Here is a 262-nt window from a genome sequence, read left to right on the forward strand (position 1 = left end):
CGGTTCGCCAGCTGGTCGCTGGCGAAACCTCAGGTGACGTACTCGGTGAGTTCCTCGAACTGCTTGACGGCCTTGACCTGAGCGTCAAGGCCGTCTATCTTGATCGGGGCTTCTACAACAGCACCTGTCTCGGGCTGCTGTACGCCTACAATTACGCTTACGTCATCCCGGTTGTCAGGTGGGGTGATACCATCAAAGATGAACTCAGCAGTGGTTGGAGCCGTGTGATCGAACACGAACTAGCTGGGAAGGTGACGTTCCC

1 pseudogene is annotated in these 262 nt (G+C 56.5%); it reads left to right on the forward strand.

The window, feature by feature from the left end:
• A pseudogene (locus O2S87_RS19105) lies at positions 1-262 on the forward strand (ISH3 family transposase); the annotation flags it as partial.

Source organism: Halohasta sp. A2, from assembly GCF_056175805.1.